This is a genomic window from Citrobacter sp. wls619, from assembly GCF_005281345.1.
Taxonomy (GTDB): domain Bacteria; phylum Pseudomonadota; class Gammaproteobacteria; order Enterobacterales; family Enterobacteriaceae; genus Citrobacter.
In genome coordinates this window covers 17,564-40,978 of sequence record NZ_SZXJ01000080.1, presented here as the reverse complement: position 1 = coordinate 40,978, position 23,415 = coordinate 17,564, and the positions used below count along the sequence as shown (strand labels likewise).

Annotated in this window: 11 protein-coding genes, 1 other RNA gene and 1 pseudogene; 3 read left to right on the top strand and 10 right to left on the bottom strand. The window is 53.8% G+C overall.

From position 1 onward, the window contains the following. Positions 1-23: 23 nt before the first annotated feature. The 6 genes and pseudogenes from ssrA to smpB form a co-directional block, all read right to left on the bottom strand. Positions 24-387, bottom strand: a transfer-messenger RNA (tmRNA) gene (ssrA, locus tag FDX19_RS16165). A 72-nt stretch (positions 388-459) separates the two neighbouring features. Next, positions 460-1,623 carry an HlyD family efflux transporter periplasmic adaptor subunit gene (locus FDX19_RS16160; RefSeq protein WP_137383499.1) on the bottom strand — a complete coding sequence of 388 codons (1,164 nt, stop codon included), beginning with the start codon at positions 1,621-1,623 and terminating at the stop codon, positions 460-462. Positions 1,624-1,630: 7 nt separating this feature from the next. After that, on the bottom strand, positions 1,631-3,817 hold the full coding sequence (locus FDX19_RS16155; RefSeq protein ID WP_137383496.1) for a type I secretion system permease/ATPase: 2,187 nt from the start codon (positions 3,815-3,817) through the stop codon (positions 1,631-1,633). Beyond that, entirely contained in the window at positions 3,814-5,223 is a 1,410-nt protein-coding gene (locus FDX19_RS16150) for a TolC family outer membrane protein (protein WP_137383495.1), read from the bottom strand. Before FDX19_RS16150 ends, FDX19_RS16155 begins: the two co-directional genes overlap by 4 nt. Positions 5,224-5,324: 101 nt before the next feature. Beyond that, positions 5,325-16,233, bottom strand: a pseudogene (locus FDX19_RS16145) (BapA/Bap/LapF family large adhesin). A 581-nt stretch (positions 16,234-16,814) separates the two neighbouring features. After that, positions 16,815-17,297: an SsrA-binding protein SmpB gene (gene smpB / locus FDX19_RS16140; RefSeq protein ID WP_003031211.1), complete on the bottom strand. Its 483-nt coding sequence runs from the start codon at positions 17,295-17,297 to the stop codon at positions 16,815-16,817. A 154-nt stretch (positions 17,298-17,451) separates the two neighbouring features. Between smpB and ratA the strand changes: the two genes are divergently transcribed. Both ratA and FDX19_RS16130 read left to right on the top strand, forming a co-directional pair. Then, positions 17,452-17,895 carry a type II toxin-antitoxin system toxin RatA gene (ratA, locus tag FDX19_RS16135; RefSeq protein WP_040234063.1) on the top strand — a complete coding sequence of 148 codons (444 nt, stop codon included), beginning with the start codon at positions 17,452-17,454 and terminating at the stop codon, positions 17,893-17,895. After that, complete coding sequence (locus tag FDX19_RS16130; protein ID WP_137383498.1) at positions 17,885-18,175, top strand: RnfH family protein; 291 nt, start codon at positions 17,885-17,887, stop codon at positions 18,173-18,175. The genes ratA and FDX19_RS16130 overlap by 11 nt, the downstream gene beginning before the upstream one ends. Before the next feature lie 51 nt (positions 18,176-18,226). Here the strand turns inward: FDX19_RS16130 and bamE are convergent, their stop codons facing one another. The 3 genes from bamE to nadK form a co-directional block, all read right to left on the bottom strand. After that, positions 18,227-18,571 carry an outer membrane protein assembly factor BamE gene (gene bamE, locus FDX19_RS16125; RefSeq protein WP_137383494.1) on the bottom strand — a complete coding sequence of 115 codons (345 nt, stop codon included), beginning with the start codon at positions 18,569-18,571 and terminating at the stop codon, positions 18,227-18,229. 149 nt (positions 18,572-18,720) lie between these two features. Next, on the bottom strand, positions 18,721-20,382 hold the full coding sequence (gene recN / locus FDX19_RS16120) for a DNA repair protein RecN (RefSeq protein WP_137383493.1): 1,662 nt from the start codon (positions 20,380-20,382) through the stop codon (positions 18,721-18,723). Positions 20,383-20,467: 85 nt separating this feature from the next. Then, positions 20,468-21,346 carry an NAD(+) kinase gene (nadK, locus tag FDX19_RS16115; protein ID WP_137383492.1) on the bottom strand — a complete coding sequence of 293 codons (879 nt, stop codon included), beginning with the start codon at positions 21,344-21,346 and terminating at the stop codon, positions 20,468-20,470. Positions 21,347-21,467: 121 nt separating this feature from the next. Between nadK and grpE the strand changes: the two genes are divergently transcribed. Further along, positions 21,468-22,061 carry a nucleotide exchange factor GrpE gene (gene grpE / locus FDX19_RS16110; protein WP_048212941.1) on the top strand — a complete coding sequence of 198 codons (594 nt, stop codon included), beginning with the start codon at positions 21,468-21,470 and terminating at the stop codon, positions 22,059-22,061. A gap of 49 nt (positions 22,062-22,110) precedes the next feature. Here grpE and FDX19_RS16105 read toward each other — a convergent pair whose 3' ends face one another. Then, positions 22,111-23,400, bottom strand: coding sequence for an HlyC/CorC family transporter (locus tag FDX19_RS16105; protein WP_005130434.1), 1,290 nt, complete (start codon positions 23,398-23,400; stop codon positions 22,111-22,113). Positions 23,401-23,415: the final 15 nt, after the last annotated feature.

Sequence of the window (23,415 nt, the reverse complement as noted above, 5' to 3'; positions counted from 1 at the left end):
TGGTAATCACCGATGGAGAATTTTGGTGGAGCTGGCGGGAGTTGAACCCGCGTCCGAAATTCCTACATCCTCGGTACTACATGCTTAGTCAGTCTTTACATTCGCCTGGCACCTGCGGACAGACACGCCACTACCAGACTAGCCTGATTAGTTTTAACGCTTCAACCCCAGGCAGGGCATCCACGCGATCTCTTTTGGGTTTGACCTCTCTTTGATCCCCGTCTTAAGAGCGGAAGCTAGGGAGAGAGGGCTCAGAGCAGGTTATTAAGCTGCTAAAGCGTAGTTTTCGTCGTTTGCGACTATTTTTTTGCGGCTTTTTACGAGGCCAACCGCCCCTCGGCATGCACCTTGGGTTTCGCGAATCCCGTCGAATCCAGAATCAGCCCCAATGTGTTGCAGCAAGTATAACAGACTTGTGACACGCGTGACCAGCCCCCGCAACCCCTTAACCGCAAGGATTTACCGCTCGCGCAGTGCTTCTTTTGCACGATTAAATGGTTTGATTAAATAGTCTACGATGGTTTTTTCACCTGTTTTTATATCCACTGTGGCAATCATGCCCGGTACGATAGAAAAATGGCGTCCCAGCTTGTTCTGTAAAAAGTCCTGATGGGTACGTATGAAAACGCGGTAGTAGAAGATTTCCGGCTTCACTTTATCCTGAATGGTATCTGGGGAGATGGTTTCGACCACGCCCTCCAGCCCTCCGTAAATGGCGTAGTCATAGGCAGTAATCTTTACCAGTGCCCTCTGTCCGGGGTGGATAAACGCGATATCGCGTGGTGACAGGCGGGTTTCAATCAGCAAATGATCGTCTACCGGGACAATCTCCATCATTTCGCCGTTAGGAGGGATAACGCCGCCAATCGTGGTGACCTGGATGTTTTTTACGATACCGCGCATCGGGGCGCGAACGGTCAGGCGGGTAACGGAATCTTCGCGACCTTTTAAGATGGCCGCCAGCATATCCACCTCGGCGTTGGCCTTCGACAGCGCTTCACGCGCCTGCACGTAATATTGCGAGCGCAGGTCGGTTATTTTGAGTCCAAGATCGCTTTTTTGTCGTTGCAGGCGCAGCACTTCCACATGGCTGGCGGCACCGCTTTTCTCCAGCCGTTGGGTGATCGCCAGTTCTTTGTTCACGGAGACCAGCGCATCCTGTAGTTCCACCATCGAATCGGCAAGCTGTGCCCGGCGACTTTTATATAACCGGGTTTCAGAGGCGATAAGCTCCGGCCAGGCCTGCAGCGAGCTGGGGAACGTTAGCTGCAAATCGTTGACTTCGGCATTCAGTCTGGCGCTGGATGCTAAAGATGCGCGGTATCGGGCGGCGCTTTCACCCACGTTGGATTCAGAACGCGTTGGGTCGAGGCGGGCGACAATCTGGTTGGCCTGAACTTTATCACCTTCGTGCACGCTGAGTTCGGCGAGGATCCCGCCGTCAAGCGACTGCAATACCTGTTCACGCGAGCTGGGGATGACTTTCCCACTGCCGGTAGAGACTTCATCCAGTTTGCCGAAATACGCCCAGATACCCAGCACGGCAAAAAGCAGTGTGCTGAGCAGAATAATGCGACTGGCGCCGGAAAAACGGTGTTCCCGGCGGATATCGAGGTCGTCCATGGCGGCGTCATGCGGATTGGTTTTCATTTTTCCACTCCCGACCGTGAGTCTGTGCAGGTGCCCGATTTGCATTTAGCGCCTGCGCTTTTGGGGCATCCATGACCAGCTGACCTTCTTTGAGCACCACCACGCGCTCGACCAGCTCCAGAACCGGAACGCGATGTGTGGCGACAATCAATGTGCGGTTGCCCAGCCACTGGTTTAACCGTTGTATAAATTCCCGTTCGGTGTGTTCATCCAGCGAGGCACTGGGTTCGTCGAGCAGTACGATATTGGGCGATCGCAGTAACATTCTGGCGAGCAGAATCGACTGACGCTGCCCGCCGGAAAGCCCATTACCGCCTTCCATAATGGGGTGCGCTAGCCCTTTGGCGAGTTGTTTGACGAATGCAGATGCGCCACTGACCTCCAGCGCTTCGAATATCTGCGTGTCGCTGGCATGCGGTGCGCCGAGTGTCAGATTCTCGCGTAACGTACCGAAAAAAAGCCGTGCGTTCTGGCTGAGAAAGCCGATATTGCGGCGTAAATCAGCCATATCGATTTGCGCCAGACTCAGGTTATCGAGTCGGACATCACCCTGAATAATCTCCACGCCGCCCGCCATGGCCTGTAGCAGGGTTGATTTACCCGCACCGTTACGCCCGAGAATCGCAATCCGCTCTCCGGGCATCACTTCCAGACGCGAGATGCGTAACGGTACGCGCTGGTCGTCACTGTGGTAGCGAAAATGCGCATTTTCAAACAGATAGTGGCCACGGAAGATGTCCTGGTGTACCCGGTCTTCATCGTGCTGCGTCTCGGTGGGAAGTTGCATAATGCTGTCCAGCCCCATTTTGGCCGCTTTGACCTGCTGCCAGCGAGCCAGTACACCACACAGGTTAGCCATCGGGGCGATCATCCGTGATCCGAGCATCGAGGCGGCCACCACGGCCCCGGTGGTCATCGTGCCTTCAATCACCATGGGCGCACCGAACATAATGATGGCGGCGTAAACCAGGCTTTGTACTGACATCCCCCAGCCGATCAGCCCCTGGGTAAGCTTGCGTGTGCGTAGTCCGGACTCGCCAGTAATGCGGATATAGCTGTTCCATTGCTGTAAAAAGCGGTTCTCCGCCTGCATTAGCTTGATGTCTTCCAGCCCCTGAACGCTCTCGACCAGCACCGCGTTGCGCAGAGTGGATTCATGTGCGGCCTGGTTAGCAAGCACCGCCAGCTTTTTCTGTAATAACAGCCCCGGCAGAATCATCAGAATGGCTGCGACGGGGGCTATCCACGCCAGCGGTGGTGCAATGCACGCCAGTACGACAATAAACAGCAGGAAAAACGGCAGGTCGACGATGGTCGACATGGTTGAGGAGGTGATCATCTCCCGGATCTGCTCCAGCTCGCGGAGTTGGGAAATAAAGCTTCCTGTCGAGCGGGGAACCGCGCTATTGCGCAACCGCAGGGCATGGCTGAACACGCGATCGGAAATACGCATGTCTGCGCGTTTACCGAGTAGATCCATAATGTGGGTACGTGCTTCGCGCAGCAAAAAGCCAAACAATACCGCGACCAGGACGCCGGTCGAGAGAACATAGAGAGTCGGATACGACTGGGCGGGGATCACCCGGTCGTAAACCTGCATTGAAAAAATTATCCCGGAGAGTGACAGGACGTTAATCAGAAACGCAGCAACCATGACGGGCAGGTAAGGGCGGATATCTTGTAAAACCAGCTCGCGTATCCAGTCGGGTTTAAAGCGCGAAATATAGCGATCAACCCGACTGTCTTTTAACGCCGATAACGGGCGCAGTGCGGTGATAGTATGGATTTCAGGCAGAAGCTCAGCCACCGCCAGCCGGTTGCGCTGTCCCTCGTCGGCAATAATAAAAACATCCAGTGTATCTTCACCGTTGAAATGTTCTATCACCATGATTTGGCCGTCGTGCAGTTCCGCCACCACCGGCAAACGCCACTGGTTAAGAACCTGCTTTGCGGTATCCAGCGGATGAAAGGAAAGTCCCGCCTGGCGTGCTAATTGCGTCAAGGCAAGGGTTTTGCTTTTCCCCTCGAACCATGGGGCGTTGGCCTGGATAGCGCCTGGCGAGCAAGTGAGGCGATAGTGGCTGGCAATGTAGGTAACTGCCTGCGCCCACTGGCTCAGGGCGGGTTCGCCAATAGCATCTTCAACAACAGGCTCGACGTCGCTCATAGCTGGATCTCCACCGATTGAATGCTGCGGTTATTTAAAGCGAACGCCTGGCGCAACGATCCGGTGTTGTAGAGACAGTTCAGTTGTAGCTGGCGAAGCTGGCTTTGGGTCTGGAGTTCGGCAAAACGGGCCTGGTACACTTCCTGTTCGGCGTTAAGAACATCAAGTAAAGGGCGTGAGCCGAGATCCAGATATTGCTGTTGATACAGTTCACGAGTGCGTTCGCTCAGCCGCTGCTGGCGGCGCAGGATCTGCAATGCAGTCGCGAGACTCATTGCCTGGCTGCGGGATTCCAGTAATTTTTGCCGTACTTCAAGTCGGGTGCGCTGAATAGAGTACTGTGCGGACTCTACCGCGTGGCTGGCGGCGTTGCGCCGGGCGGTGAGACCGCCGCCCTGATACAGCGGCATTTCGACTTTTACCCATGCTGAGTACTGCGTTTTGTCGAGCACCTCATGGCTGGGGTATTTGTCGTTGAGATAGTGCTGAACCGATGGCTCCAGGGAGATGGTTGGCGTCATCTGTGCGTTGGCGTAATCCAGGTTGGCCTGTGCGACGTTCGCCTGCGCCCAGGCCGCCAGCACAGCTGGAACTAACTTATCCTCCGGCTTTACCACATCACAACTGCTGTCCAGTTTTACCGGAAACTCATTGCTGATGCCGTTCAGTGAGCGCCAGCCGAGATAGCTCATCAATGTCGCTTTGCTACTGTCGAGATTGGCCTGATATTGCGCCAGCTGTGAACGAGCCGACTCAATACGCGCATCGGTTTGTACCACGTCAGACAGCGAGGTCGCCCCTTCATCATTACGTTCTCTGGTCAGTCGACCAATACCGTTTAGCGCGACCAGTTGCTCTTCGGCGGCATCCACCATCTGTTGCCATGTCTGAACCTGGACGATGGCATTGGCGGTGGCGTGGGCGACAGTATCGATGCTGAGTAACACGTTTGCCTGTTGTTGCGCCGAACCGGCGGTTTCGGCGCGCACCTGGCTGGCGACTTTGCCGAAGTCATACAGCATTTGTGACACCGAAATGACCAGTGCGGGGCTGAAGCCATGGTCGGTGTAGGTATTGCTGTAGCCGTTGTTCATTCCGGCTGTAACTTGCGGATAATATTTCGCTTTCGCCACGTCTATCTGTTCATTTTGCGAGAGCAGTTTGCCAATGGATTCACGAATAGAAGGATGCCAGCTCACGGCGCGGCTCACCGCGTCGTTAAGCGTCAGGCTTCCGGGTGCGGCAACGCTTAGCGGTAGATCGGCCACAGAGCCATCCAGAGAGGGAAGCATCTGGCTGGTTGCCAGCCCTTCTGGCGTAATAATTTGCGGTTCATCTTCGGCATTCGCACGAACGGAACAGAACGTTAATGCCAGCAGTACAGCGACAGGGGCGACATTTCTCATAGTTTATCCCTTGCAAAATAGGGCAGTGACGACTGTTATTGCCCCGGACGTCATGGCATCCGGGGCTGTTGTTATCTCGTTATAGCGGTATGACGTTCGTTTCAGGTCACAATGTGATTTTGTTGGATCAGCTCATCGAGCGTGGTGTGTACGTTCTCCAGCGTTACGAGGTTAGTGGTGTGGTACGTGCTGCCTGTACCGTCGCGATCAATGGAAACGATGGTGTTGTTACCGCTGGCGGTCACCGTGAGATAATTGCCAAGCGTGGCATTTTGTCCGTTCCAGCCTACCAGCAGGTCGCCGATGTCGATTTTGTCGCCCTGAGCCAGCGAGAAGTTGGTCCAGGTGTCTGCCGTTCCGTTACCGCCCGTTGCATCGCTGGCATTAAGCAGGTGATAAATCAGCGTATCGCCGTAGACCGAGCCGACGATCACGTCATGCTGCGCGGTGCTTGCCATCTGTGGATTCATATTGATGGTCAGCGTCGCGGTGTCCGTATGCCCGTTTTGGTCGTTAAGCGTATAGGTAAAGGTCTCCTTGCTGGTCATCGACGCCACGGTTGTACCCGGCTTCAGCGTATAGATGTATGAGCCATCCAGATTCATGGTCAGTGAGCCATAATGACCCTGAATTGTTGTGCTACTGATGCTGCTGGTCGGATTGAGTGTGGCGGTACTGCCGTTAAAGCCGGTGATAGTGAGCTGGGTATGGACGGTTGAGAGCTGATCGTGCGCGCCAGCGGCATCACTGCCATCAAAAATATTGCCATTCACCGTCGTGGTGTTAACGTCCCAGGTATTGAGGTGCCATGTCGTGCCCGTGACGTTCGGCGTAATGCTGACGTTGCCCACGGCCAGTCCCCCCATCGTTCCTGTGAAGCTGATGCTGTAATGACCCGCGGCCAGCTCGGCATTACCCAGCGAGACGGAAATTGAACTGCCTAACAGGCTGATGGCACTGGCGGGTACAGAGCCTGAAAGCGAGAATCCGTCAGGACCGGTTATGGTCCAGGTGACGCCCAGCGTACCGACGGTGATAAGGGTGCCGATGCTGAAGTTGAGCATGGCGCCTTTCAGTACGTCATTTGTCGCGATATCAAACGAACCTGTACCGGTTGCTTTGCTCCCCAGCGTTGGAATTGTCGCTGTGCCCAGCGCACCGCTTCCGTATGCCTCAGAGTCCTGAACGGTGCTCACCGCCATCGTGCCGCTGACGTCATTTACTGCGTCCAGCGCCTGCGGGGTCGCCGTAATGTTCAGCGAGGCGGTACCTGTATCGCCATTGGGGGCTTTGACCGTATAGACGAAACTGTCCGGTGTGCTGATGCTATCTGCACCCAGTCCGCTTTTCAGGGTATAGGTATAGTTCCCCTTCGCATCGATAGTCAGCGTGCCGTATTGTCCGTTAATACTGGTGGTGCCCGTCCCGTTAATCGCCACGCCATTCACTTCGGTGATGACGCTGTTTATCGGAGCCGAGTCATTGACCAGAATATTACCGTTGGTTACCGCGCTGAGGCTGTCCACCGCGTAGGTATGATCCGCCTGAATATTCAGGGTATAGCTGGTCAGTAACGTCAGGCCGCCAGAGGCGTTAAGCAGGAAAAGATAGTCACCACCCGGCAGCGTGATGGTGTACGCCGAAGAGCTGCCGCCCAGCAGCGCCGTAACCCAGTTTGGCTGCACCCGATATTGTTCATACTGCTGAATAGCCTCATTGAAGCGGTAGACATACAGATCAAAGCCGCCAAGCGTCACACCGAGGACATTCGCCTGCACGGTCAGCGTGCGGGTTGCGCCGTCATCAACGTTGAATTTGATTGGGTTGGTCAACCCGTTGACCAGGCTGACGTCGAGGACATCACCCAGCCCGACATTTGCCAGTGTGAAGCCAGTTTGTTTTGACGTGCCGTGGTCGACCGCGATCACCTGGGTTCCGTAGGTCAGTGACGCCACATCATCTGCTGCCGTTACCGTGCTGGTGGTTGGGGCCTGGCCCAGCGTGACAACCAGTTTGGCTGAGGAATGGTCTGTGCCATGCGTCAACGTATAGGTGAAGCTTTCGGAACGCCCATACACTGAGATTGACGTATTGGTCAGGGTATAGGTATAACTGCCGTCCTGGTTAATATGCAGGATGCCGTATTTACCCTGTACATTCACGCCGCCTGCCGTGACGTTTACCACGTTGCCGCTACCATCGGTAATGGCGGTGACCAGCGTACCGGAAGGGGCGTTATCTTGACCGTTAGTGGGATCGGTATCGGTGATGATGTTACCGGATTCTGTAGTCCCCCCGGTAATGGTTCCGCCGTTGGTTTTCACCACCGCAACGTCCAGACTGGTGTATGCGCCGGTCGCCAGCAGGTTAGTGTTGAAGCTGACCACGCGATAATCCCCGCCTGTCAGCCCATCATAATTGAGCGTCACTCCAGAGGCTCCGATGGTCAGCAAACTGGCGAAATTGGGTTTCGAAGTATCGACCACGGTTATCCAGGTGTTGAGCACGGTGTCATAGCGCTGGATAACAATCTCCATTGAGCTTAATAGTGACAGCACAATGCCGGTCGCCGCAGCGTTAATGGTGATGGAGCCACTACCGCCAGACTGGATGCTGAAATTAACACTTGCCGTGTCGTTACCCAGCACGTTGGCGACGCTACCCAGTGCGTTCACCAGCAGGAAACCGTAATCGCTTTGATGCTCAGTGCTGACTGTCACGTCAGTCTGTAGCGGCAAACGGGTGACATTATCTTCAGCCAGCAGGGGGAGTACCGGCGCGATGACGCTGGCAGGCGATGACGTGTTGCCTGCTGCATCGGTTGCCGTTGCAGATAACGACTGACCTTCAATCTGGCGTACAGGCAAGGTGGCACTGTAGACCCCACTGCTGTTGGCGACCGCTGTCACGCTGGTGCCACCGGGCAGGGATATCGTAACCGTACTGCCGGCTTCGGCAATGCCGCTCACTGTTCCGCCATCGGCGCTGATCAGAATCGTAGGGGGGGGCGGTGGCGTGGTATCCACAATGACGCTGAACGAGCCGGACAAAACGCTCGAGCCGTTGGCATTTGTGGCGTTGGCGGTAAACGCGTGGTTGCCTTCACTCAGGGCGCTGCCTGGCGTAAAACTCCAGATCCCATTCCCGTCTGCGGTTGTACTACCCATCAACGTGCCGTTGTTATACAGGTTGATAACGGCGTTTGCCTGCGCAGTTCCGCTCAGTGTTGGGCGGGTATCATTGGTGGTTTTCCCGGCGGTGACCAGGCCCGTGATAGTGCCGACATCATCGAATACGCTGGAGATCACCGGCGCGGGAGGAACACCGGTAAACGGGGCCAGCACGTTGCCGGCGGTGCCGATATTGCCAGCGGCATCCTGTGCGCTGACCTGCAGCGTTTGCCCACTAATTTGCGGTGGATTCAGGGTAAAGGTGAAGTTACCGGAAGCATTTGCTGTTGTGGTGCCGAGTACCGTTCCGCTACCGGAGGTGATAATGACCGTACTGTTCGCTTCGGCCACGCCGGTTAACGTCGTCCCATTGGCGTTGACCGCCAGCCCGGTTGGAACTCCGGGTGCGATGGTATCGACCACAATGGCTGCCGCAGACGAAAATCCACTGGTATTCCCCGCAGCATCTGTCGCCGTAATGGTAAAAGAATGTGCCCCTTGAGCCAGATCAGTGGACGGCGTGTAATTCCAGTTGCCGGTGTTGTCAGCCGTTACGCTGGTGACAAAACTGCCATTATCATAAATATCGACTCGCGCGTTGGCCTCTGCGGAACCGTTCAGGGTTGGGCGTGCGTCATTGGTGGGCTGGTTGCTGCCAATCACACCGGTATTGGGGCCAACATCATCAATAATGCTACTTATTGAAGGCTGTGCCGGAGCAGCGGTGTCCACCACCACGGTAAAACCGGGTGTTGCGCCGCTGGTATTACCAGCCGCATCGGTAGCGGTCACGGTGAAGGTATGGGACCCGGTCGCGAGCGGCGCGGTCGGGGTAAATGTCCAGCTATTATTGCTTTGCACCAGCGCAGTACCAAGCAGAGTGTTCCCGTCATAGATACTGACAGTGCTACCGGCTTCGGCTGTACCGTTGAGCGTTGGGCGGGCATCGTTGGTGAGCTGCCCATTGTTCAGCGCTGCATTGAAAACACCGCCTGCGATGTCATCTATGACCGAGATCAGTTGTGGGATTGGCGGTGGGTTCGTATCGACATTAATAATAAATCCGCTTGAGGTGGCACCAATATTACCTGCGGCGTCTGTGGCGATAGCAGTGAATGTATGCTGGCCGTTGCTCAGTGTGGGGGGCAGATATTCCCACGTCCCATCTATTGTGGCTGTTACCGTCCCCAGCAGCGTGCCGTTATCGTAAATCGCGACCCGGGCATTCGCTTCCGTTGAGCCACTGAGCAGCGGGCGGGTGTCATTGGTCCAGGCCCCACTGGACAGCGTCCCGGTGCCGGGTTGTACATCATCGACGGCCTGGATAATGGTGGGGGCAAGCGGGGCAACGGTATCCACAATGATGTTAAATGTGGCGGATGACTGACTGACGTTTCCGGCTGCGTCCGTGGCGGTCACCGTGAGTGCATGGTTACCATTGCCAAGTACAGCTGTTGGCGTGAAGCTCCAGGCTCCATTGGCGTCTACCGGAGCGGTACCGAGATAGGTGCCATTGTCATAAATTTTGATCGTGGAATTGGCTTCTGCCGTACCACTGAGCGTGGGTTGCGCATCATTTGTGGCCTGGCCGTTGTTCAGATTGCCCGTCAGCGGGCCGACATCATCTGCGACCTGAGAAATGACGGGTATACCCGGTGATACGGTATCAACGATGAGCCCGAAGCCGTTCGACGCAAGGCTGGTGTTACCTGCGCTGTCGGTCGCGGTGACGGTCAATGTATGCGGTCCGTTGCTCAGTGCATCCGTTGGGGTAAAGTTCCAGATACCTCCCGCCCCCACGGTGGTGGTGCCAATGGGTTGGCCATCGCTCAGAACGGTAATGGTCGCCCCCACTTCGCCCGTGCCGCTCAGTGCCGGACGTGTTTCGTTTGTCGTTTGCCCATTGGTTATTGCGCCTGTTGTGGGAGCCGTATTGTCCAGTACCGTGCTAATGATAGGGGGCTGTGGGGCGATGGAATCCAGTTCGAGGGTGAAGGACGAAGATACCCCTCCCATATTGCCCGCCTGATCGGTAGCAACGGCGGTAAAGATATGTTGCCCCTGAGTCAGCGGGGTATCTGGCGTGAAGCTCCAGTTGCCGGTCTCATCAACCTGGGTTGTACCAATATCAACGCCTTTATCGCGGATGGTGATAGATGCGCCGATCTCTCCTTTGCCGTTCAGCGTGGGTTGTGCATCGTTAGTCAATTGTCCGTTAGTCAGCGATGTGTTGCCGGGTTGATCGTCAATCACCGAGGTAATGCCCGGTGCCGCGGGCGGTAGCGTATCAACGACCAGAACGAAAGGTGGGCTTGCCGGGCTGATATTGCCAGCACCATCCGTGACGGTTGCGGTGAACGAATGATTGCCTTCACTGAGTGCTGGAGCCGGTGTAAAGCTCCAGTTACCGTTTTCATCGCTGGTGGTTGTGCCAATTACCGCGCCATTATCGCGAATGGTAACCACTGAATCGGCCTCGGTAACGCCAGTAAGCGTTGGGGTGTTGTCGTTGGTCAGCTGTCCGGATGTAAGGGACTGCGGGGTACCGACGTCGTCCGTGACCGTCACAATAGAGGGCGCGCTTGGGATTAACGTATCGACAATAATCCGGAAGCTGTTGGAGGGATCGCCCTGGTTGCCTGCAGCATCCGTTGCGCGGGCGGTAAAGATATGTTCGCCTTCTCCCAAGCCATCTGTCGGGGTATAGCTCCAGTATCCGCTGCCACTTACGGTGGTTGTGCCAATCGCTACACCTTTATCGTAAAGGGTGATCGTCGCGCCCGCTTCGCCGGTTCCATTGAGGGTCGGGCGTGAATCGTTGGTAATTTGTCCGGTATCTAACGATCCTGTACCCGGTAACACGTCGTCAATTACGCTGGTGATCGCAGGGGCTTGTGGGGCGGCAGTATCGATAGTGATGGCGTAATTGGGCGACATGCCACTGTCTATACTCGCAACAGTTTGCGATACGGTGAAATTGTAAGTCGTGCCGTTTGTCAGCGGAGTGGGTAATGGATAGTGCCATGCGCCGGAAACGGCATCGGCGGTGACCGTACCGATTTCATTCCCATCCTGATAAATTTTGACTGTTGCGCCTGCCGTGGCGGTTCCTTGTAACAACGGCAAGGTGTCATTGGTGGTTTTACCGTTGCCAATCGCGCCTGTAACGGGCGAGACATCATCAATGATTTCGAGAGTTGGCGGATGCGGAATGCTGGACGTGGCCGCGTTAAACGGCGTAGGGTTGCTGCTATTGCCCGCCTGATCCTGGGCGATTGCGTTCAGATTCTGCCCCGTAGTTTGTGCGGGTGAGATCGTGACGGTGTAGGCACCTGTAACGCTATTCGCAATGCCCTGGCCCAGTACCGTGGTACCACTTCTGATGATGACGGTGCTGCCCGGCTCGGCTGTCCCGCTCACCAGCGTGCCGTTCGGGTCAACATTGGTGACGATTGGCTCGGCGGGAGGCTGCGTATCGAGTATCAACATTACAGGGTTTCCTGCCGCCAGGGAATTACCCGCGGCATCCCTGGCGCCGAACGTCAGCGTGTGCGGGCCATTGCCCGTCAGCGTAATCTCAATACTCCAGCTACCATTCGCTGCAACGAGGGTTTCGGCAATGGGATTACCACCATCGAAAATGACTACCGTACTGCCCGGCGCACCGGTCCCGCTGATTGTTGGTGTGGTGTCATCCGTGACGCTATTGTTGGTCAATGAACCGATAATGGCACCCGCGTCATCTGCAATATCTGTAACCAGCGGTAGGGTCAGCACGGTGCTGCTAACCGTAAACGAGACGCTGTTTGATGGGGTACTGGCGTTCCCTGCCGCATCGGTTGCAATGGCCGTTAGCGTATAACTTCCGTTTGCCAGCGCCGTCCCAGGAGTAATACTCCAGGTGGTGCCAACCACCGTTGTGGTACCGATAATCGTACTGCCGTTGTACAGCGTGATCGTGTCGCCGTCAGTGCCGGTTCCGCGAATTGTTGGCGTCGTATCATCTGTTATTGCGCCAGGCGCAAGATCGCCCTGGAAACCACCGACATTATCATTGACCGCAAGAATAACAGGGGGAGCAGAGGGCGTTGTATCGATCTCCAGAAGGATGGCATTTGATGGCGGGCTGACGTTGCCGGCAGGGTCCGTTGCGGTAATGGTAATCTGATAGCTGTCTGGATTGATGGGGTCGTCAGGCGTAAAGCTCCACTTACCATCTGCGCCCACCGTCGCGGTACCCAACGGCGCGGGATTATTACCAAGGTAGATGGAAATAAGGTCGCCGACACTCCCCGTGCCGCTGAATGTTGGCGTGGTGTCGTTAGTCATGCCGTTGGTGACGACCCCGGTTATCGGATTGACGTCGTCCGTAATGGTGGGCGGGAGCGGTTGCGTTGGTGGCAGATTATCCACCGTCAGCGTAAAGCCTGCCGATGGGATCCCTGTGTTGCCCGCAGCGTCGGTCGCCGTGGCGGTGAATTTATGCGGCCCATCAGCAAGTAAGGTCGGGGTAAATGTCCAGGTGCCGTCTGGCTGTACGGTAGTGATACCAGCAAGGCCGCCATTCTCATAAATCGTAATTGTCGCACCCGGTTCACCTGTTCCGGACAGTTTAGGGTTGTCGCTTCTCGTGCTTCCGCCATTACTCAGTGCTTTAGTTTCAAGGCCAATAAGCCCTTCCGCTGAGGCGATGATCGGGGCCGCGGGTGGCGTTGTATCGACAGTCAGCATGAAACTTCCGGCGGTACTGGCGTTCCCCGCCGCATCTGTCGCGATAGCTGACAATGTGTGCGAGCCTTCACTAAGTGGCTGGGTGACCGGGAAACTCCAGGTTCCTCCGGCCACAACGGTGGTCGTTCCAATCGGTGTAGCACCATCGTAGATAGTGATGGTGGAGCCAACTTCTCCGGTCCCCTTCAGTGACGGCAGGTTATCGTTTGAGCGACTACCAGAAGGCAAGTCAACGGGTGCATTTCCGACGTCATCGGTGGCGGCTGAAATGGCGGGTACCCCTGGAGGCTGGGTGTCAACGGTAATGGTGACAGCGACGGGGGAGGTGACGACGTTACCGGCGGCATCCGTTGCGGATACGGTAAAACGATGGTCGCGATCGGCAAGCTGCTTGTTGTCCGGGACGGTATAGCTCCAGGTACCTGACTTGTCGATGAGCATCACCGTCATCAGCAAACCGTTATCATACAGGTTCACCAGCGAGCCTGGCTCGCCGGTCCCGGAGAGGGTCGGCGTGTTGTCGTTGGTCACCCCGTTGTTATTCGCGATGTTACCGGTGATGGTTCCGACGTTATCGTTAATCAGAGTAATGACCGGGACGGTTGGCGCGACGCTATCGACAATGATTTTCCAGCTGGCGGCGCTACTGGTGTTGTTGGCGGCATCGGTTGCCGTAACCGTAAACACGTGTGCGCCCTGGCTCAGTGCAGTGGTCGGCGTGTAGTCCCAGTTACCATTGATATCGGCGGTAATGGTGGTTAGCAGGGTGCCATTATCATAAATTTTTACCTGCGAGCCCGCTTCGGCAGTGCCCTTAATTTCCGGTTTATCGTCGTTTGTCAGCGTGTTGTTATCAATTTTTCCGATGACGTCGGGAACATCGTCTAAGACGGCAATAATAATCGGTTGGTCTGGCGCGGTAATATCCGGAGCCAGCGCGGAAGCGGGCAGACTTTCGTTGCCTGCGCTGTCCGTTGCGGTCACTTTTACCGTTTCACCATTGATTTGTGACGGGGTGATCGACACGGCAAAGTGACCACTGCTGTCTGCCTGACCCACGCCAATCGTATTTCCGTTGCTGTCTTTTACGGTGATAGCGCTACCGATTTCAGCATGTCCACTGACTGAACCACCATCCCCGGCGACAATCACCCCTGTCGGCGCATCCGGTGCGGTGCTGTCTGGCGCGGTGACTGCGGTGTTACCACTGGTATTGCCTGCTGCATCCGTTGCGTTGGCGACAAGATGTTCGCCGTTAGTTTGTGGCGGAACCAGTGTGGCGGTGAAATCTCCGTCAGCATCAGCGGTGGTTGTGCCAATGATAGTGCCACCAGGATTGAGAATATGTACGGTACTGTTGGGCTCTGCCGTGCCGGAAACCTGATCGCCCGCGTTATTGATTGTCAGGTTTGTGGGCGGTAGCGGGGCGGTGATATCGGGAGCGAGTGCCGTTTCTGGCAAACTCGGGTTTCCTGCGGGATCGGTAGCGATAGCGGTGATGGTTTCGCCGTTGGTTTGTGGTGGGGTTATGGTGATAGTAAACGAGCCATCTGGCCCGGTAACACCACTGCCGATTACATGATTGTTATTGTCGGTTATCGTCACGGTACTGCCGGGTTCAGCCGTACCCGTGACGACAGCGCCATCGGCAGATACGGTCAGATTGTCTGGCGATAACGGCGGCTGAGTATCGATATTGATATTGAATGCCGTCGACATTCCCCCCGTACCCAGGTGGTTAGTTGCCGTAACGGTGAAGGCATATGGGCCATCCCGCAAGTTTGTGCTGGAGGTCCAGTCCCAATTACCGTTGCTGTCGGCGACGACGCTGTCGATATACGCTCCGTTATTGTAAATTTTAACCGTACTGTTAGCGTCAGCTGTCCCGGAAAGCGTTGGGGTCGCATCATTAGTGGACTGATTGTTGGTCAATGGCCCAACGGAGGGCGCGACATCATCCATAACGCTGACAATCACGGGTACGCCTGGATAACCGGAATTTGAGGCACTGAATGCGGTATCTGGCCCGATATTGCCTGCTTCATCCTGAATCTTTGCTGTCAGCGTTTCACCGTGTGTTTGCGAGGGCGATATGCCAATAGTGAAGGTGCCGCCTGAACCGACGATTGCTGAGCCCAGAACCTGATTGTTACTGCCAATGATGGTGACAGTGCTTCCGGGCTCTGCACTCCCCGTCACCGTGGTGCCTTCCTGATTCACTGAAGAAATTACTGCGGCGGCAGGTGGGGTGATATCGACGGTAATAACCCAACTGTCCGACATTGCGCTGCTGCCCGCAGTGTTTGATGCGCTGACCGTAAACTGGTGAGTACCTTCCGCGAGTGGAGAAGATGGCGTAAACGTCCAGTTCCCGTTGGCATCGATAGTGACCTGACCTATTTCGGTACCGTTATCGAAAATATGTAAGGTTGCGTTCGCGGGGCCAGTGCCCTGAAGTTCTGGCGTATTATCATTAGTAGACGTCTGTTGATTGACAAGACCAGTAATGGGAGCCTGATTGTCAGTGACGCTGGTAATAATCGGTACGCCTGGCATCGTGGGCGTTGTCGTGGGTGGCGAGCCGCCATCGCCATTTCCTTCGTTGCCATTTCCGTCACCAGCACCATTTCCTTNTGCCATTGCCATTGCCATTGCCATTGCCAGCATTATTGCCATTTCCACCGCCGCCACCACCGCCACCACCGGCGGCGAGGCCGATTCCCCCCGCCACGGCGACCCCGCCAAGAACCCAGGGCCAGACTGCGCCGCCTTCATGACTGCCTTCGCTTGCCATCAATGGGGTGAGATCGTCCAGATGTTGGTAGTGAAATGCGCCATCCGTATCCTGAACCCACCATAGTGCGCCGTTGCTATCTTCAAGAACGAGCTGGCTTTGTTCATCACCTTTGCCAACGTAAAAATTTTTAATTGTGATGGTTTCACCGGAGCGGAGTGTGACAACCAGATCCTGATTTACGCGGGTAAGCTGACTGATTTCTTCACGAGAAACAGACAGTTTCACGATGGAAGGTGAATTGAGCGTGACTTCAGAAGCTTCAATATTTGTGGAAACACCAGTTAATTTTGATACAACGGCGAGTAGACGCATATATTCACTCCTGATGGCAGGCCGAGAGTATTAATCCACAATAGCGTGTTGGGAAAATGAGCTGACAGGTGCCCGCTCATCATATAGATGAGTTTGCACATGTGATTTCATTGATTAGGTCACGCAGATATCAGTTTGTTTATCGAATACGTCAGGGCCCTTGAGTCTGAATAGTTCTTTCGTATTAGATGATATAGACAGAAAGGGTGTATTACGCAAATTATCTATATTAAAAATACATTGAGGTAATTGAAAAGGATACTTTCCAGGGCGTGCAGGGTTTGTTGCTAAAATCTAATTAACTGTATTTTAAGTTATTTTTATGTTTTGTGTTTTTATTGATCTAATAAACATCAGTAATAATAGTGTTATTGGTGAAGTGTAAAATATAAATAATACACACTCTTGAAGTTTTATTTTTATTAAGCTATGAGCTCAATAAAATAATGGAAAGACTATTTTCGGTTTGAACGATTCAGCGGTGTAAAAACTATAATTTTGGTGAATGTAATGGATGGGTTTCAATAACTAAACAATAAGGGCCAGCCTCATGATGAGAGACTGGCCGCTGAGAGGGGGATTTATCGACCTGCATTTTTCATAATACGAGCTTTGTCCAACTGCCACTCACGTTCTTTGACATCGGAACGCTTGTCGTGCTGTTTCTTCCCTTTTGCGACGCCAATTTTGACTTTGCACCAGGCATTCTTCCAGTACAGCGAAAGTGCCACGACGGTGTAACCGTCACGATTCATGCGTCCATATAAGGAGTCAAGTTCGCGTTGGTTTAACAGAAGCTTACGGGTGCGGGTAGGGTCACACACGACGTGCGTTGAGGCAACGGCCATCGGCGTGAAGTTGGCGCCAAACAGGAACGCTTCGCCATCTTTGAGAATGACATAGCTATCGCCAATATTGGCCTTTCCTGCGCGCAGGGATTTGACTTCCCAGCCTTGCAGTGCGAGTCCAGCCTCGAACTCTTCTTCAATAAAGTATTCGTGTCGTGCGCGCTTGTTGAGCGCGATTGTGGCTGAGCCAGGTTTGTGTGCTTTTTTCTTCGTCATAATGCCGCTCAGTATAGGTAATCTGGAATTGAAAAACACCCCATTTCATCCAGCGGGGCGCAAGGCGCTATCTTAGCACGAGTTGGGCTATAGCGTTTTTTTTAGCGGATGATAAATGGTATTATTTGCACGATTGATATTGATGGAAATTGTTATGCCTCAGATTAGCCGGACCGCTTTAGTACCTTACAGTGCGGAACAGATGTATCAGTTAGTGAATGATGTTAAATCCTATCCTCAGTTTTTACCGGGTTGCACCGGAAGCCGTGTCCTGGAGTCGACTCCGGGGCAGATGACAGCGGCTGTGGATGTTTCTAAAGCAGGGATTAGCAAAACGTTCACCACGCGAAATCAGCTGACCAGTAACCAGAGCATCCTCATGCATCTGGTCGATGGACCGTTCAAAAAACTCATTGGCGGCTGGAAGTTTACGCCGCTGAGCCAGGAAGCGTGTCGTATTGAATTTCATCTTGATTTTGAGTTCACGAATAAACTGATTGAACTGGCATTTGGCCGTATCTTTAAAGAGCTGGCGTCGAATATGGTGCAGGCCTTCACGGTTCGCGCAAAAGAGGTTTACAGTGTCAGTGTCGGCTAAGATTGTCGTTGAAGTCGCGTACGCGCTACCGGAGAAACAGTATCTACAGCGCGTGACGTTGCCGCAGGGCGCAACCGTCGAAGAAGCGATTCGCGCTTCCGGGCTGCTGGAACTCCGTACTGATATCGATCTCAGCAAAAATAAGGTGGGCATCTACAGCCGTCCGGTGAAGCTTGCTGATGTCGTACATGATGGCGATCGGGTGGAAATCTATCGGCCGTTGATTGCTGACCCGAAAGAGCTGCGCAGGCAGCGAGCAGAGAAATCTGCTAAAAAATAACAAACATTAAAAAAGGTGCTCATTGAGCACCTTTTTTTTGATCTCTTAAACCTACTGTTTGTCGGTCAGGGCAGGTTTGTTATCAATATTGGTCAATACACCACTGCTGTTAAAGGTCAGCGTCAGCGTTTGCTGCGTCACACCTTCATGCCCTGGCTGCTGACGGAACACATAAAACCAGGTATTGGTGCCAAACGGATCGGACATCATTGGTGTACCCAGAGCATAAGCAACCTGTTGTTGCGTCATCCCCGTCCGTACTTTAGCGACATCAGTAGGTGTCAGATAGTTTCCCTGGTTGATGTCTGGGCGGTAAACCACTCGCTCCAGAGTGGAACAGCCTGCGGTCAACATCAGTAGTACTGCTGCAGCAGCAGTCAGCGTTTTACAGCGCATAGTGATTTGATTCCTTTTCGGGCCCGAGCAGTACGCGGCTCATATGTAATATGCCGATGATAATAGACCTTTCACCACTTTAAAACCTTTTGGTGTCAGGTCAGTCGGCGATTTTATGTTGAACTCAGACCTTAGCAAGGTAAAAAAGTTTATGCTGCCAGCAGTTCTTTTGCATTCGCGAGGGTATTACGCGTTACTTCGCTACCGCCAAGTAAGCGTGCGAGCTCCTGTAGCCGTGCGCGTTTATCAAGCGCCTGCATATGTGTTTCAGTCATTGCGCCGTCCGTTTCCTTGCTGACATAGAAATGCTGATGACCGCAACCCGCAACCTGCGGCAAGTGGGTGACGCACATCACCTGGGTTGATTCACCCAACTGGCGCAGTAGCTTACCCACAACCGCTGCCGTCGGACCACTGATACCAACGTCAACTTCATCGAAAATCAGCGCAGGAGTTTCCATTTTACGCGCGGTAATCACCTGAATGGCCAGTGCGATACGCGACAGTTCCCCACCAGAAGCGACTTTCGCAATCGGCTGCAACGGTTGGCCCGGGTTCGTGGTGACTTTGAACTCAATGCGATCGGCTCCGTCCATGCTCAGATGGTGTTCATCAAACTTCACATCGATGCAAAAGAGACCGTGCGGCATTGAGAGTGCATGCATACTTTCAGTGATGAGTTGCCCCAATTCCTGAGCGTAATGCTGGCGCTGGCGGTGCAATATTTTTGCCGTTTCCAGCGCCTGCTGGTGGTGCGTGTTTACCGCCAGGGCTAAAGTTTCGAGCGAGTCAGCCTGATCGTCAAGCTGCTGTTGCTCATCAAGCAGGGACTGGTAAAACTGTGGCAATGCTTCAGGGGCGACGTGATGCTTACGCGCCAGCGAGATTTGCTTAGAAATTCGCTGTTCAAGCTCGAACAAACGGTTAGGGTCTAAATCCAGGCGATCGCAATAGTGTCGCAGTTCGTCGCTGGCTTCGCTGAGCTGAATAGTCGCTTCTTCCAGCATGTCCAGAATGCCGGAGAGCTTGCCGTCCATGCCCGCCAGTTCGCTGACCAGCTGTTTGGCTGTGTATAACTGGCTTTGCAGGTTAATGTCTTCGCCATCGGCCATGATAGCCAGCGCTTGCTGGCTGGTGGTGAGCAACTGCCCGCTGTTAGCCAGACGCTTGTACTCTTCATCAATTTGCTCAAACTCGCCCGCCTGGGGGTTGAATTCGTTCAGCTCTTTTAACTGATATTGCAACAGTTCCGCCCGGGCAGCGCGTTCCTGGCTTTGTTGCTGATGATGGGCCAGATCACGGCAGCTCTGATGCCATAACTGGTAGCGTGCGGACATTTCCTGAATCAGGGACGCTTCATTAGCGTAACCATCAAGCAGGGACTTTTGGTGTTCCGATTTTGTCAGGAGCTGATGCGCGTGCTGGCCATGGATTTGAATAAGCAACTGACCCAGTTCGCGAAGCTGTGACAGGGGAACGGCAGTGCCGTTGATAAAGCCGCGGGAACGGCCGTCGCTGCTGATTACGCGGCGTAACAAACACTCACGACCATCTTCAAGCTGGTTCTCTTCCAGCCAGCGTAGCGCCGCAGGGGTGTCTTTTAAAGAGAAACGCGCGCACAGATCGGCGCGTGTGGCATCTGTGCGCACCATGTCGGCATCCGCCCGCCCGCCCAGACACAACCCGAGAGCATCAATGGCAATGGATTTACCCGCACCGGTCTCGCCAGTGATGACGGTCATTCCGCTTTGGAAATCAATCTCCAGTTCACGAACGATAGCAAAATTGCTGATGGTCAGTTGTGCCAACATAGTTGTTTTCCTGTATGAAAAACCATAACTGTGATTACATACAGTATAAACTGGTTTTTTATACAGTAAAGAGGTTGGCGTTAAATTAGAATAATTTTTTTGACCAGCCTAACTTAGTGCTTAATGTGTTGAAATAGCTGTAATCTTTGGGGTGAATCAGATTCAGGTGATAATCACAGCGACGAATCAATACGTCTTCACCTTCCTGTATAGGTAAGGCAATCTGGCTGTCGCAGCTGATCTCCAGGTCATTACGGCGGTGCGAGAAGCGCAGGCGAATCGTGCTGTTGCTGTTAATCACCAGCGGGCGCGCGGAGAGTGTATGTGGGAACATCGGTACCAGCGTAATGGCATCCAGGGAAGGGGTGAGAATGGGGCCTCCGGCAGACAGCGAGTAGGCGGTAGACCCGGTTGGTGTGGAGATAATCAGTCCGTCTGAACGCTGAGAGAAGGCAAAGATTTCATCTATATAGACTTCAAATTCAATCATGTGCGCAACTTTGCCTGGGTGCAATACCACTTCATTGATAGCAGTGCTGATACGCTTTTGGCAATCCTGTTGGCAGACCTGTGCTTCAAGTAGAAAACGCTTTTCGCTGATATAATGACCTTCCAGTACATCTGCCAATTGCTGTTGGGCATTGTCCGGGTCAAGATCGGTCAGAAAACCGAGGTTGCCGCGGTTAATCCCGATGACCTTGATGTCGTAACGCGCAAGCGTGCGAGCGGCCCCAAGCATATTGCCGTCACCGCCGACAACCACCGCGAGGTCCGCCTGTTGACCAATCTCTGCCAGCGTACCGGTCTGCACATTTTTCAGTTGGAGCTCATGGGCGATTTGTTGCTCCACGATAACCTCGTAACCTTTCGTGCATAACCAGCGGTAGAGCATTTCATGTGTCGTAAGTGCAGTAGGGTGACGTGGATGCCCCACAATGCCAATACACTTGAAATGTTTGTTCATTTTCTCGAGGTCCTTGTAACGAAGATTGGTGACAATGTGAGTACTTCCCTTGAATCCCTGAATCTGATCCCCATAATAAGCCAAGTTAGCGAGATGAATGCGAAAAAACGCGGAGAAATTCATGAGTAGTAAAGAACAGAAAACGCCTGAGGGGCAAGCCCCGGAAGAAATTATCATGGATCAGCACGAAGAAGTTGAGGCGGTTGAATCAGACGCTTCTGCTGAGCAGGTGGATCCGCGCGATGAAAAGATTGCGAATCTGGAGGCTCAGCTTGCAGAAGCTGAAACGCGCGAGCGTGACAGCGTGTTGCGTATCAAAGCGGAAATGGAAAACCTGCGTCGTCGTACTGAACTGGACGTAGAAAAAGCGCATAAGTTCGCGCTGGAAAAATTCGTCAACGAACTGCTGCCGGTGCTGGATAGCCTGGACCGCGCGCTGGAAGTGGCGAACAAAGATAATGACGCGATGGCGGCGATGGTTGAAGGTATTGAACTGACCCGTAAGTCGATGCTGGATGTCGTGGCGAAGTTTGGCGTGCAGGTGGTTGCGGATATCGATGTGCCGATGGACCCGAACGTGCATCAGGCGATTGCCATGGTTGAGTCTGATGAAGTTGCTGCCGGTAACGTACTGATGGTAATGCAGAAAGGCTATACCCTGAATGGACGTACCATTCGCGCGGCGATGGTTTCCGTCGCGAAAGCTAAAAGCTAATCAGCTTCAGACCGGGTAGTGCAGAGGCGTTACCCGGTCTGGATTATCCTCACTGGTCAGATACGCTCTCGCGAAGCGGTTTGACCGGCAATACCTGCACCTGCTTAATCATATTGTCCTGTACGTCGAGAATATCGATATCGTACTGACCAATGCGCACTCGCGTGCCGGCAACGGGGATCTCTTCCAGTGCTTCAAGGATAATACCGTTTACCGTTCGCGCATCATCTTCCGGCAAATGCCAGTTAAAGGCCTTATTGATTTCACGAACGTTGGCGCTGCCATCAATAATCACTGAGCCGTCATTCTGTGGCGTGACTTCTTCGGCAAGCGTCGGGGACATTGACGTGGTGAAGTCACCGACAATCTCCTCCAGAATATCTTCAACGGTGACCAACCCCTGAATATCGCCATATTCGTTGACCACCAGGCCGACCTTCTTCTTATTACGCTGAAATTTGATCAACTGAGTGCTGAGCGGGGTGCCTTCCGGGACAAAGTAGATCTCGTCGGCGGCGCGGAGCATGGTCTCTTTAGTGAACTCCTTTTTCTCGGCCATGAGTCGCCACGCTTCACGGACACGCAGCATACTGATGGCATCGTCCAGCGAGTCGCGGTACAACACGATACGCCCGTGCGGGGAGTGCGAAAGTTGGCGGACGATTGATTTCCAGTCATCGTTAATATCGATACCGATGATTTCGTTACGCGGGATCATAATGTCATCGACGCTGACTTTTTCCAGGTCCAGCACGGACAGGAGCATATCCTGGTTACGGCGAGAGATTTGCGAGCGCGATTCATTCACCAGCGTTCGTAGTTCATCTTTACTCAGCGAACCGCTCACCACAATATCCGTTTTGATACCCATCATACGCATCAGCAGACGCGTGATGGTATTCAGTAACCAGACAAGCGGCATCATCAGTATTTGCAGTGGCGCTAACAACACGCTGCTGGGATAGGCCACTTTTTCTGGATACAGCGCGGCAATGGTTTTGGGCAATACTTCAGCAAATACCAGTACCACAAAGGTCAGAACCCCGGTGGCGATTGCCACGCCCGCATCGCCATACAGACGCATACCGACAATGGTTCCGAGCGCTGAGGCCAGTATATTCACCAGGTTGTTGCCAATGAGGACCAGGCTTATCAGACGGTCGGGCTTACGAAGTAATTTCTCAACGCGTTTTGCCTGACGATTTCCCTGTTTTGCCCGGTGTCGCAGACGGTAGCGGTTCAGGGTCATCATTCCGGTTTCGGAACCGGAAAAATAGGCGGAAATAACCACCATGATGAGAAGCGTAACAATAAGCGTGGTGGTGGAGATGTGTTCCACGTAGGTTCCTTAAAA

What these genes read in the sequence shown, in the direction of transcription:
- bamE (WP_137383494.1), bottom strand. Translation starts at nt 18,571, where the DNA reads ATGCGCTGTAAAACGCTGACTGCTGCTGCAGCAGTACTACTGATGTTG.
- nadK (WP_137383492.1), bottom strand. Translation starts at nt 21,346, where the DNA reads ATGAACAAACATTTCAAGTGTATTGGCATTGTGGGGCATCCACGTCAC.
- FDX19_RS16155 (WP_137383496.1), bottom strand. Translation starts at nt 3,817, where the DNA reads ATGAGCGACGTCGAGCCTGTTGTTGAAGATGCTATTGGCGAACCCGCC.
- FDX19_RS16160 (WP_137383499.1), bottom strand. Translation starts at nt 1,623, where the DNA reads ATGGACGACCTCGATATCCGCCGGGAACACCGTTTTTCCGGCGCCAGT.
- smpB (WP_003031211.1), bottom strand. Translation starts at nt 17,297, where the DNA reads ATGACGAAGAAAAAAGCACACAAACCTGGCTCAGCCACAATCGCGCTC.
- ratA (WP_040234063.1), top strand. Translation starts at nt 17,452, where the DNA reads ATGCCTCAGATTAGCCGGACCGCTTTAGTACCTTACAGTGCGGAACAG.
- FDX19_RS16150 (WP_137383495.1), bottom strand. Translation starts at nt 5,223, where the DNA reads ATGAGAAATGTCGCCCCTGTCGCTGTACTGCTGGCATTAACGTTCTGT.
- grpE (WP_048212941.1), top strand. Translation starts at nt 21,468, where the DNA reads ATGAGTAGTAAAGAACAGAAAACGCCTGAGGGGCAAGCCCCGGAAGAA.
- recN (WP_137383493.1), bottom strand. Translation starts at nt 20,382, where the DNA reads ATGTTGGCACAACTGACCATCAGCAATTTTGCTATCGTTCGTGAACTG.